We start from the raw sequence: 12,014 nt of genomic DNA, 5'->3' as shown, positions 1-12,014 counted from the left end.
TATTGAACGATGCCCTATTTCCTTTTCTCCACCAATTGCAAATTGTACGTCAGACTTTCAAGGGTCACCGAAATCAACCCATACATGTATTCATCATGAGTATCGTTTTTCACAAAGATTTCGGGCATATGTTCTTTGGGTATATCTTTTAGACAACCGTTATAAATATCGTCCAACAGATTCGGCTTCGATAACTCTCCAGTCAAAGCGATAGATACAGGGTCTATAATCGCAATAATGGAAGTTATCGTTTGGATCGCCAGAGGAACAAATCCCTCTGTGCTATTTAACTGTTTAAGCTGTTCCTCTCTTGTTAAATCAAAGGGTAAGAAGGAAACCTCCCCCGCAAATTTGGTATTTCCTTTTAACAAATGTCCATCGACAATAAAACCCGCTCCGGGGAAATTGTCTTTTGGAAACGTAACAATAGCAAAGGTTTTATCCTCATCATAATTCTGCATGTTATAAAATCCGTAAACTGTCAAATGCATATCATTTTCAATGGTAACTTCTAATCCGTATTTATCTTGAAGCCGTGGACCTACAGGGACTCCTATGAGCAGGTCGAGATCACAAACATCGATAATTCCTTGATGAACAACCCCGGGGATGCCAATCCCAATGGCTTTGACGTTTCCATAGTTGTTAATCAGCTCTCCAATTTGGGTTTCTATGACCTCATAATCAATATGAGGCACAATGGAAGTATTCTCGATGATGGTATCACCAAGCAAATTAGCAACAGCATAAGTAAGAGAATGTATACCGCCTTCCGTTTTCACATTTAAACAGATAATATAAGAATAATCAGCGTTATATTTGTAACGTCTAGCCGGACGTCCGCCGTTCGACTCTTCCAATTCCGTCTCTAATACTTCCCCGGTTTGAAGAAGCTCATTCAGAATATTTCCGCAGGTTGCCACACTAAGACCTGTGATACTGGCTATGGATGACTTGGTTGCATATTCCTTGGATTTCAGTGTGTTTTTAACTAACTCTACATTAATTTGTTTAACCCGTATGGTATTATTGGAGACTGGTTGTATTTGAATACACTCCTTTTCCAGTATTTATTAAAAGGATTATAATAAGTTGTAATATAACGCTCTGCCTGCAAAAAGTCAATTTGTACTCATTTGGATAAGAAAAAACGGAGTACCGCAGATTCTGAACCATGGGTACCCCGTTTGATTTATTTGTTTTAAACTGATTAAATAGCTCGTTTATACATCACCAGCAAGATGTTTAATAACGTCTAATAGTACATTGGCTCCGGCTACCAGATCCGGTCGCGGCGTGTATTCGCGCGGATTATGACTGATGCCGCCAATACTTGGGACAAAGATCATAGCTGCCGGACAAATGCCAGCCATCATTTGAGCGTCATGACCCGCGCCGGATGTCATTCGCTTGGAGCGCAGCTCGCGCTGCATGGCAGCAGCCTCTATCAACTCCACAATGTTGGCATCGAAAGCAACCGGCTCAAAACGGGCCATTCGCTCGGTCGTAATCGTTACCCCTTCGGAAGCTGCAAGTTCTCTAAGATACTCGGTCAGCGCCGCTTCTTCAGCCTGCAATCTCTGCTCATCAGGATCACGCAAATCAACAGTAAACGTGGCGCGTGAAGGAATAACATTAACCGCGTTAGGCTCCATGCTAAGACAACCAACCGTAGCCACCGTAGGTGTCTGCGACCTTGTCGCCCGGTCTCTTAAAAATGTGATGACACTGGCTGCTGCATGTCCCGCATCTCTGCGCATCGACATTGGTGTAGTCCCGGCATGATTGGCAACCCCCTCAATAGTAACACGCTGCCAGGATATTCCTTGAAGGTTCTCAACTGCACCAATCGGAACGCCGACACTTTCCAGTACCGGGCCCTGTTCAATATGAAGCTCCACATAAGCATGTGGCAGCATAAAACCCGGCTCCTCTGTTCCTTCATACCCGATGCGAACCAACTCTTCTCCCAATATAGTGCCATCTGTTCCCACAGAGGCCAATGCGTCCTCAAGCGGGAGTCCACCTGCATATACCAGCGAACCCATCATATCAGGGGCATAACGAACCCCTTCCTCGTTCGTAAAAGCACCCACAACAATAGAGCGAGCAGGAACAAAGCCAGAAACCTGCAATGTCTGAATGACCTCAAGACCGGAAAGCACACCATAACAACCATCGTACACACCGGCATTGACCACTGTGTCAATATGCGACCCAATCAGTACCGGAGCTAGTTGAGTATCATTTGCACCTTTCCATATGCCGAAGATGTTTCCAATACGGTCGATCACAACCTCCAAACCAGCCTCCTTCAACCAGGCTACCAAGGCGTCACGACCACTCTTGTCTGCAGCAGAAGCTGCCAGTCTGGTCAGCTTTTGTTCAGAATCACGTCCCCTTTGACCAAGCGATTGAATCCGATCCAGTAAACGCGCTTCATCAATGCATAGGTTGGAACTTTTAAATACCATTTTGCATTCCCCTTTTCATTCTACAAGTTTTGGCTCATTTTCATGAAAAAGATGGATACTTGCCTTCCCATACAATTTGTCTGTATGCCTCGGGATCTGTATCCCCTTCTGTGCTAATGATGAGGATTCTGGAGTCTTCATTTAATTGAAGCTGAGCTGCAGCTTCAATTAGATTTTCTTGCTTCCGCAACAGGCTCAAAACACCTAAGCCAACAGCACCAGACTCACCAGATATAATTTGGGGATCACCAGGTAATGGATTTCCAAGCATCCTCATTGCCTTTGCCGATACAAAATCCGAACAAGTGATATACATATCCGCATAATCTCTCAATAGCTCCCAAGCCACTGTGCTAGGTTCCCCGCAAGCAAGTCCAGCCATAATCGTGGGCATAAAACCTGTTACAGCATGAGGTTTTCCGTCATTTTCCGCCGCTGATTTATAGATGCACGCTGCTTCATTAGGCTCAACAATAACCGTTGTCGGTCTTTTTTCACCAAAATGAGATATCAAATATCCCAGTATACTTGCTGCAAATGAACCAACACCTGCCTGTAAAAATACATGCGTCGGATAATCATCACCAGCCACTCGGATCTGTTCCAATGCCTCATCTATTAACGTCCCATAGCCTTGCATAATCCAAGTTGGAATTTCTTCATAGCCTTCCCATGCACTATCTTGTAGCAAAACCCCACGATGCTCAGTAGCATAGGTGCTGGCCAACCTAACAGTGTCGTCATAGTTTAGTTCCGTAATAGAGGCTTCTGCCCCTTCATTTCTAATATGATTTAATCTAACTTCAGAAGATCCTTTTGGCATAAACACGACTGATTTCTGTCCTAGCTGGCTAGCCGCCCAAGCAATCCCTCTACCATGATTTCCATCTGTAGCCGTTACAAAAGTAATATCGCCCAATTGTCCCTTAATCTCTTGGGTTTTCAACCTTTCAAAAGAAAGCTCTGAAATATCCATATTCAGTCTATCTGCCAGATACTTGCCGACAGCAAAGGACCCACCTAATACTTTAAAAGCACCCAATCCGAATCTGTAGGATTCGTCTTTTATCCATATGCTCCCTACATTGAGTTTACGTGACAACTTTTTCAAGTTATGCAGTGGAGTGACTTCATATTCAGGAAAGCTTTTATGGAAGTTTCTAACCTTTTGGGCCATATTCCTATCCATAAATTCCACTGGTATTTTCTTAAATTCTGCTTTACGTGCCTTCTCATTTGTCATGTATTTTAAAGCTGTCATGTCCTGCATACATATCTCCTTCTATTCTTAAAATACTAAATGTCTTAGTTTTATTGATAAAATATCGCATGTGATATATTACATGTTACCCGTCAGACTATATACTGTCAACTTGGTTTGCGATATGAAATATGTATGAAATCGGGCTGCAATCATTGAAACTCATGAATTGTATGTGATATATTACATTCAAATAAAATTCGAAGGAGGCCTAATCATTGCTATCCAAACATGCAACCAAAGTTAAGCGTTCATCTATACGTGAGCAAGTATACCTTCAGCTACAAGAATGGATTATTAGTGGTGTTTTAAAGCCTGGAGATAAGCTAAAGGATCAAGAATTAGCGGAGGTTCTAGGAGCCAGCCGTACACCTATCCGTGAAGCTATTTTAAGATTGGAAGAAGAAGGAATGGTTCAGACTAAAGCCAATAGCTGGACGCAGGTAGCACCTGTTGATATTAAACAGGCCTATCGGCTGTACCCCATCATCGGGTCACTTGAGAAGCTTGCTGTCTCGTTTGCTCAAGAAAATATTCAATCTAAGCACATTAACGAATTAGAAATATTAAATGGAGAGCTCAAACGGGCGCTAAAGGAAGAAAATGCAATCCTTGCGCAACAATATGATGCTCAATTCCACCAGGTTATTATTGATCTGTCGGCAAATGAAGAGTTGATTTATGTGCTGGAGGGATTGAAAAAAAAGCTGCGCCGTTATGAGGTGACATACTTTGACGGTTTTTTGGGTGCAGAGTCATCAGTTGCAGAACACCAAAAAATAATCAGTGAGCTTATAGCTAAAAATTTTGCAGCCGCCGCGGACATGATTGAATCGAATTGGAAAGAAAGTTTTCAACGCCGATTATCTAAATTGGATATAGACAAAGACGAAACCCTGTTACCGCTTCAAGAGGAATAAGCCTCTATCTCTTCTCCTCTATCATCATGCTATACTATAAATAAGAAATAAAATTTTAGTGCAGCATTTCTGCGTTGAAAGTCACTTAAATAGGGGGAATTCTGTTGTCAGCTATTGAGTATATAGCAATAATCGCGTTGCTCCTCTCCGTCATATTTTTAATTAAGGTCTACAGTCTTCAATCTCGGCTTAATGACTTGAAATCCGACGTGGAGCGGCTTGAAAATCGTTCAGGAATACAAGGAACATCGCTGTCAGGCACCATCGCTGCCACTCCTCCACATATTTTAGATGCAGGAGCTTCAGAAGATATCAATGAAAGGCTGCTCCTGCTAATTAGGGAAGGAAAAAAGATTCAAGCCATAAAAGAACTGAGAACCGCTAAGGATCTTTCCCTTAAGGACGCAAAGGATTATGTGGATCACTTGGAAAAACTCTAAAGAAAGGAAGAAACAAGATGAGTGCCAGTAAAACAAACGCCATGCGCATATTGGACGGGCAACATATACAATACAATATTTTGAGTTATGATCATCAAGATGGAAAAATAGATGGTATGAATGTGGCTGAGAAAATCGATAGAGCCCCGGAGATAGTATTCAAAACTTTGGTTGCACATAGCAAACAAAACTTGTTTGTTTTTCTAATTCCTGTACATAAAGAGCTTGATCTCAAAAAAGCGGCCAAATCCGCGGGAGAGAAAAAAATTGAAATGCTTCCAGTTAAGGATTTGCAAAAGTATACGGGATATATTCGCGGTGGCTGCTCCCCCATAGGAATGAAAAAGCTCTATCCCACTTTTATTGACCAGCCTGCATTGGAACGGGAAGCCATCGTTGTGAGCGGTGGGAAAATTGGGACCCAACTGGAGTTAAGTCCGCACGATTTAGCTCAAATCATTCAGGCTCAGTTTACAGATCTAACGCATACAGCATAAAACTCACCACATGATCATAAAATCTTTATGCGTATTTTCTTATCCCATACTTCATCAAGCTTCAACCTGGAGAGGAAGATCTAATGATGCATAATGATTGCCCGAAAAATGCTAGAATCCCCCAACCCATCAGAAGTGATGGTGCTGGGGGCATCGACAAGGGTCCACGTGATGTGATGAGGGATCTACAGAATCCCGATATGCTGGTTCCCCCCGTAACGGACAATGGTCTCATTCCGAATATGAGATTTTCTTTTTCTGACGCCCATATGCAGCTTAATCATGGTGGGTGGTCAAGAGAAGTAACGGTAAGAGAATTACCTATTGCCACAACCCTTGCCGGGGTGAATATGAGTTTGACACCGGGTGGTGTACGTGAGCTTCACTGGCATCAGCAGGCGGAATGGTCATATATGCTGTTGGGAAGTGCGCGCATTACGGCAGTTGACCAAAATGGGCATAATTTTATTGCTGATGTGGGTCCTGGGGATCTCTGGTATTTTCCTCCTGGCATTCCGCACTCTATACAGGGGCTTGCGGATGGGTGCGAATTTTTGCTGGTTTTTGATGATGGCAGTTTCTCCGATCTGAACACCCTATCCATCTCCGATTGGTTCGCACATACTCCCAAAGACGTACTTTCTGCAAATTTTGGTGTACCAGAAGCTGATTTTGCAGCGATTCCTCAAGACCAAGTATATATCTATCAGGATTCCGTTCCCGGTTCAATCCAAAGCCAAGCAGTTTCCTCTCCCTATGGTACGATACCTCAGTCCTTCAAGCATGAATTACTAGCCCAACCCCCAATCAAAACGCCGGGCGGAAGCGTACGAATCGTCGACTCCTCCAATTTTCCGATATCCAAAACCATCGCAGCTGCTCTTGTTGAGATTGAACCCGGTGCCATGCGGGAAATGCACTGGCATCCCAATAATGACGAATGGCAATACTATCTTGCCGGGCAAGGACGGATGACTGTCTTTGGCGGGAATGGTGCAGCCCGTACGTTTGATTTCAGAGCCGGGGATGTTGGATATGTGCCTTTTGCTTACGGTCATTACATTCAAAATACAGGCTCCAGCACACTTTGGTTTCTTGAAATGTTTAAAAGTGACCGTTTTGCAGATGTTTCCTTGAATCAATGGATGGCCCTTACGCCTACAGAACTGATTCAGAGTAATTTACATGTAGGTACTGATGTGACTTCTAAATTGCGAAAGGTCAAATGGCCCGTTGTCAAATATCCCAGTTATTCTTATGACCCTAAAAAGAAATAACCATAAGAGGTCCGGTGATTACTATACAAAAAAACACCGTATCGAAATACGGTGTTTTTACAAACTAATTAACAAAAACTATTCCTCAGAGTCTACATTGTGGTAAACCTGCTGAACATCCTCCAAATCTTCTAATGCATCAATCAATTTATCAAATTGAACCTGTGCATCTTCTGGAAGAGAAATATCATTTTGGGCAAGCATGGTGAGCTCCGCAACGGTAAATTCAGTCACTCCTGCTTGTTTGAAAGCTTCCTGCACAGCATGGAATTGATCAGGCTCTGCATATACGATGACAGCTTCATCTTCTTCAATGATGTCACGTACCTCTACATCTGCCTCCATCAGCAACTCCAGCACTTCATCCGCGGTTTTACCCACCAGACCAATAACTGCTGTTGAATCAAACATGTAGGCTACAGATCCGCTCACACCCAGGCTACCGCCATTTTTAGTAAAAGCAGAACGCACATCCGATGCTGTACGGTTAACATTATTGGTCAGCGCATCTACAATGACCATGGAACCGTTCGGTCCGAAACCTTCATAACGGAGCTCTACGTAGTTTTCATCGCCAGCACCTTTTGCTTTTTCAATAGCACGGTCAATGATTGCTTTGGGTACATTGTACGTTTTTGCACGTTCTAGAACTACTCTTAGTACCCGATTGGATTCAGGATCAGGTTCGCCTTGTTTGGCTGCCACATAAATTTCCACGCCAAATTTAGCATATATACGACTCGTATTAGCATCCTTGGATGCCTTCTTTTCTTTAATGTTATTCCACTTACGTCCCATAATATCCCGCTCTCTTCCTGTATGAATATACACAACGAACTTCATTATATCCTTGTATATTATATCTCCTAAAGGACATACGAACAAGTTTAAACAACTCTGTTATGGAAAAATAAACAATTCTACCTAATTAGGGATGCTTGGAAATGTGAACTTTCAATTCTCCTCATCTATGGACAATTCCCCTATCCATGTCTAAGATGAGGAGGAAGTCTGACTTGAAGGAGATCATTCACTTGGATGTCTTGTACAAAAAGTTGAGCCATAATCATGAAATCACAGTATACGAAACCACCGAGCTGTATGGTGAAAAGGGATTATTTCGGGTGATGCAGTTTTCAAATACAGCCATCCAAGGCGCGGTAGACTTGAATCATCCGCAACGCATTTTGTTCGAATATCCGAGAGCAATTATCCATCTCATGGAGCTGAACGATCCATCATTTGAAGATGTATTTGTAATCGGGCACGGTATAGGTACAATAGCGGGTTATTTTACAGATAAACGTTTTAAGATTGCCGAGCTTGATGCACAAGTCGTAGAGTTCAGCCGAACATTCTTTGGATATGATCAGGATAATGTGACTGTTGGCGATGGACGACGCCTTCTGGAGAAGGAAGCGCCGGATGCTTATGACTATATTATTTTGGACGCCTTCACGGAGCTGGGTACGCCCTTGCATTTAGTATCCTGGGAATTTTTCAAGATGGCCAAAGAAAAGCTGGATTCCGAAGGCTCCCTGATCATGAATTTAATGGGCAAAAGTGAACACGACCACCTGATCAATGCCATTCATACAACGTTGCGTGAAGAATTTGCCTATGTCTCAACTTTCTCGCTCCCCTCGGAAGGCACTGCCGACATTCAAAATATCATTATGATAGGTCGGGACAAGCCAATCCGGTTTCAGGCACGTCAGATGGCGGACTTTCATGAGATTACACTCGGAGAAGGTCATATTTTACGGGATACAGATGCTTAGTGTAGTTCCAATATTCGTCTCTCTACATCTTCGATATGAATCGTCTCTTTATTGCAACTTTTTCGTTCCACTAACTCTACTTTCCCGTGTTCGGCATCTTTACCTACGATGATGCGCACGGGAATACCTACTAAATCGGAGTCTTTGAATTTAACCCCAGGCCGTTCCTCCCGATCATCCAGCAGCACCTCCACACCGCGATCCTGCAGCTGGTTGTGTAATTTCTCGGCTATTTGCATCTGAAGCCTGTCTTTCACAGAAATCGGAATAATATGAACTTGAAACGGGGCCAGCGCATAAGGCCATATCATTCCGTTCTGATCGTGATTTTGCTCTACAATGGCAGAAAGGATCCGGGATACGCCAATGCCATAGCAGCCCATAATCATCGCTTGCTCAGTTCCAGACGCATCCAGAAAGGTCGCACCCAGCTTCTCACTATATTTGGTGCCCAATTTAAATACGTGTCCGATCTCAATCCCACGATGAAGTTTCAATTCCCCTTCGTCACATCGAGGACATCTATCCCCTTCTATGACATTGCGCAAGTCAGCCACATGTCGAAGATCTATATCGCGCCTTGGGTTCACATGTCGATAATGGTAATCCAGCTCGTTCGCGCCTGCGATACCGCTGGACATTTGGACAACGGCGTAATCCACCCACACAGGGATCGTCAATCCGCATGGGCCTATGAACCCCGAGGGGGTTCCAGCCGCCTTTGACACGATGTCTGTACTTGCTATTTCGAATTTTTCACTACCTAAAATATGTTTAACTTTCACTTCGTTAACCTCATGATCACCCCTGACAACGACAGCAATAGGTTGATCGTCAGCCATATAAATCAGTGTTTTGATGATTTCTTTGGGCTCTATGTGAAGCGATTCAACCAGTTGATCTATTGTACGCAGGCCTGGAGTATGGAATTTTTCCATTTTAGCTGTATCAAAAGAAGGAGGGATGGCATGTTCATTTTTATCTGAGACTGGAGCTATTTCTATTTTTCCCGTCGACCGCGCCACGGCTTTTTCAAGATTAGCTGCATATTCACAGCAGGTACATGCTACAATTGTGTCCTCTCCAATATCAGCTAGAGCCATAAATTCATGGGTTTCACCTTCGTCACCAATGGCACCCGCGTCTGCTTCTACTGCACGAAAATTTAGACCACAGCGGGTGAAAATGCGATGATATGCCTGGAACATGGTCGAATAGGTATGATCTAGTCCTTCCCAATGTGCATCAAACGAATAGGCATCCTTCATCAAAAATTCTCTACTGCGAAGCAGGCCAAATCGCGGACGTCGTTCATCCCGAAATTTGGTTTGAATTTGATACAGCGTTACAGGCAATTTGCGATAAGAATTCACTTCACTTCGTATTAAAGACGTAATGACCTCTTCATGTGTAGGCCCCAAAGCAAACTCCCGATCATGCCGATCTTGCAAACGCATCAGCTCAGGACCGTAAACATCGTATCTTCCTGATTCTTGCCACAGCTCCGTTGGCTGCAATACAGGCATCAGCAGCTCCCCAGCCCCTACGCGATCCATTTCATCCCGTACGATTTGCTCTACTTTTCTGAGCACCCGTCTGCCCAGGGGCATGTAGGTGTACATTCCAGCCGCCAGTTGGCGGATAAATCCTCCCCGCAGCATAAGCTGATGACTGATCACTTCAGCTTCTGCGGGTGCTTCACGTAAGGTTGTCAGTAATAATTGGCTTTGGCGCATGTGTAGCTTCCTCCTTGTATGGACGATAAAATGTACGCAAAAAGACACATCCGTCAGGGACGAATGTGTCGTGGTACCACCCTTAATTTGACCGTAGCCATACACGGAACGGTCCTTCATCAGATAACGGCGTCTAGCCGGTAACGGTTTATCATACAAACCGCTACAGCTCGCAAGGCAGGGAAACGTTCATTCGCAGCGAGAAACCTTTCAGCCCATGAGTTTCTTCTCTGTACAGCGGGTATTGAACCTTTGATCCTTGGTCTACACTATTCCTATATATTACAATTTTCACCACTTTACACGAAATGTAAGTTCTAGTCAAGGAGATAAGGAGGCACAGTGGCAGAAAAACAATTACGAATTTCACACTGTCCGTCATACAACATGCTCCTTTTACAAATTCAATAATTGAGGCCATTACGTACGTGAAGCTCCAAATACGCGCTGTTGTAGTTAGAGTTCTATTGATTACTTATGTATCATTCTTTTTAAAATACACGCCCTTGAAAAACACAAAATTTTGCGTATGTGTGCCATACAGCTCCTGAAACCTAGAATGGAGTTTATTCATAGAAAGAGTCTCTGAGACCGTCCGATCCGTTTGCAGGGTCAAGTCGACACAGCTAATTCCAAATTGGCACACTTGCTCCATAGGATAACCTTGGGTAATTCCATATATCATCCCGGCAATAAAAGCATCATCTGCGCCTGTGACATCAATGACCTCTTGAACGGGATGAATGGGAATTTGGCCATGAGTTCCATCCTGAGAGGCGTACAAAACACGATCAGCACCGCAGATAAAAATGACATTTTGAACTCCAAGTTTGTGAAAAATTCGGGTGGCATCCAACATATGCTGATCATCTGTTAGTTCTAGCTCCAAATAGGCTTCAGCCTCCACCGGCTTACATACCAGCCACTCCACTCCATGCAAATTTCGAGGAAGCTTTCTCATCTTGGAGGCCGATACCGAAGAAACGACAATCGGAACCCGATGCTCATGGCAGACATGTATGGTGGCTGCAATTACGTTCATAGAGAAATTAGTGTCCAGCAGAACGAGTCGAGATGAGGCGATTAAAGGAGCATTTTCAAAAATTACTGAAGGACGAATCTGATCATAAATCTCCATTTCTGCTGTCGCTACAATCAGTTCACCACGCTCGTTCAGCAAGGCAGTATAAACCCCAGTTGACGGTTCACCTTTGACTTGCAGAGGAACCACGTGCATGTAACGACTGGACTGTTCGATAATAAATTCACCTTCCGCATCGTCCCCAACTGCGGTCAGCAGGCTGACCCGCTGGCTCAACCTCCCTAAATTTTCGGCTACATTTCGTGCTACCCCGCCGCAAGATTGCAGTCTTGTACTGCTCGGATTGGAGGTATGAAGCTGAAATGTACCTTTAATCATGATTTTACGATCCAAATTGGCCCCCCCGATACATAGTATTGGTTTGCTAGAGGGCCAAGGCTCGTCCTGTTCATTTTGGTGGATTTTTTTTAATTTCATCATTTGACTCCTTTCTCGAGTCTATTCGTTAAAATGATTTAAAATTGTACAGAAATAGGCACTATATAAAATTAACACGTTCCAAATGTCATATTCCCAAGAATAATGT

11 protein-coding genes are annotated in these 12,014 nt (G+C 43.6%); 5 read left to right on the top strand and 6 right to left on the bottom strand.

Annotated features, from left to right (window positions below):
* Positions 1 to 14: 14 nt before the first annotated feature.
* The 3 genes from NSQ68_RS11785 to dpaL all read right to left on the bottom strand — a co-directional run bounded on the left by NSQ68_RS11785 (position 15) and on the right by dpaL (position 3,735).
* Complete coding sequence (locus tag NSQ68_RS11785) at positions 15 to 923, bottom strand: ROK family protein (protein WP_342428911.1); 909 nt, start codon at positions 921 to 923, stop codon at positions 15 to 17.
* A gap of 300 nt (positions 924 to 1,223) precedes the next feature.
* On the bottom strand, positions 1,224 to 2,474 hold the full coding sequence (locus tag NSQ68_RS11780; protein ID WP_342428910.1) for a Zn-dependent hydrolase: 1,251 nt from the start codon (positions 2,472 to 2,474) through the stop codon (positions 1,224 to 1,226).
* Positions 2,475 to 2,514: 40 nt separating this feature from the next.
* Positions 2,515 to 3,735: a diaminopropionate ammonia-lyase gene (gene dpaL / locus NSQ68_RS11775; RefSeq protein WP_342428909.1), complete on the bottom strand. Its 1,221-nt coding sequence runs from the start codon at positions 3,733 to 3,735 to the stop codon at positions 2,515 to 2,517.
* Between the two features lie 218 nt (positions 3,736 to 3,953).
* Here dpaL and NSQ68_RS11770 point away from each other — a divergent pair, with 218 nt between their 5' ends.
* The 4 genes from NSQ68_RS11770 (at position 3,954) to NSQ68_RS11755 (ending at position 6,869) form a co-directional block, all read left to right on the top strand.
* Complete coding sequence (locus NSQ68_RS11770; protein WP_342428908.1) at positions 3,954 to 4,655, top strand: GntR family transcriptional regulator; 702 nt, start codon at positions 3,954 to 3,956, stop codon at positions 4,653 to 4,655.
* A 104-nt stretch (positions 4,656 to 4,759) separates the two neighbouring features.
* Complete coding sequence (locus tag NSQ68_RS11765; protein ID WP_342428907.1) at positions 4,760 to 5,095, top strand: ribosomal protein L7/L12; 336 nt, start codon at positions 4,760 to 4,762, stop codon at positions 5,093 to 5,095.
* 17 nt (positions 5,096 to 5,112) lie between these two features.
* The gene (ybaK, locus tag NSQ68_RS11760) at positions 5,113 to 5,592 is read left to right on the top strand and encodes a Cys-tRNA(Pro) deacylase (RefSeq protein ID WP_307354150.1); all 480 of its coding nucleotides are present in this window, start codon (positions 5,113 to 5,115) and stop codon (positions 5,590 to 5,592) included.
* Between the two features lie 86 nt (positions 5,593 to 5,678).
* Entirely contained in the window at positions 5,679 to 6,869 is a 1,191-nt protein-coding gene (locus tag NSQ68_RS11755; protein WP_342429106.1) for an oxalate decarboxylase family bicupin, read from the top strand.
* 78 nt (positions 6,870 to 6,947) lie between these two features.
* On the opposite strand, the gene NSQ68_RS11750 is transcribed toward NSQ68_RS11755, so the two are convergent.
* Positions 6,948 to 7,667, bottom strand: coding sequence for a YebC/PmpR family DNA-binding transcriptional regulator (locus NSQ68_RS11750; RefSeq protein ID WP_013310214.1), 720 nt, complete (start codon positions 7,665 to 7,667; stop codon positions 6,948 to 6,950).
* A 218-nt stretch (positions 7,668 to 7,885) separates the two neighbouring features.
* Between NSQ68_RS11750 and NSQ68_RS11745 the strand changes: the two genes are divergently transcribed.
* Entirely contained in the window at positions 7,886 to 8,650 is a 765-nt protein-coding gene (locus NSQ68_RS11745; protein WP_342428906.1) for a fused MFS/spermidine synthase, read from the top strand.
* On the opposite strand, the gene NSQ68_RS11740 is transcribed toward NSQ68_RS11745, so the two are convergent.
* Both NSQ68_RS11740 and NSQ68_RS11735 read right to left on the bottom strand, forming a co-directional pair.
* Positions 8,647 to 10,386, bottom strand: a complete 1,740-nt coding sequence (locus NSQ68_RS11740; RefSeq protein ID WP_342428905.1) for a proline--tRNA ligase — start codon at positions 10,384 to 10,386, stop codon at positions 8,647 to 8,649. The genes NSQ68_RS11745 and NSQ68_RS11740 overlap by 4 nt on opposite strands.
* 475 nt (positions 10,387 to 10,861) lie before the next feature.
* On the bottom strand, positions 10,862 to 11,905 hold the full coding sequence (locus tag NSQ68_RS11735; protein WP_342428904.1) for a carbohydrate kinase family protein: 1,044 nt from the start codon (positions 11,903 to 11,905) through the stop codon (positions 10,862 to 10,864).
* Between the last annotated feature and the right edge of the window lie 109 nt (positions 11,906 to 12,014).

This window comes from Paenibacillus sp. FSL L8-0158, from assembly GCF_038592965.1.
Classification (GTDB): Bacteria; Bacillota; Bacilli; order Paenibacillales; family Paenibacillaceae; genus Paenibacillus; species Paenibacillus polymyxa_D.
The sequence above is the reverse complement of the archived record's forward strand: the minus strand, read 5'-3'. Positions and strand labels throughout refer to the sequence as shown.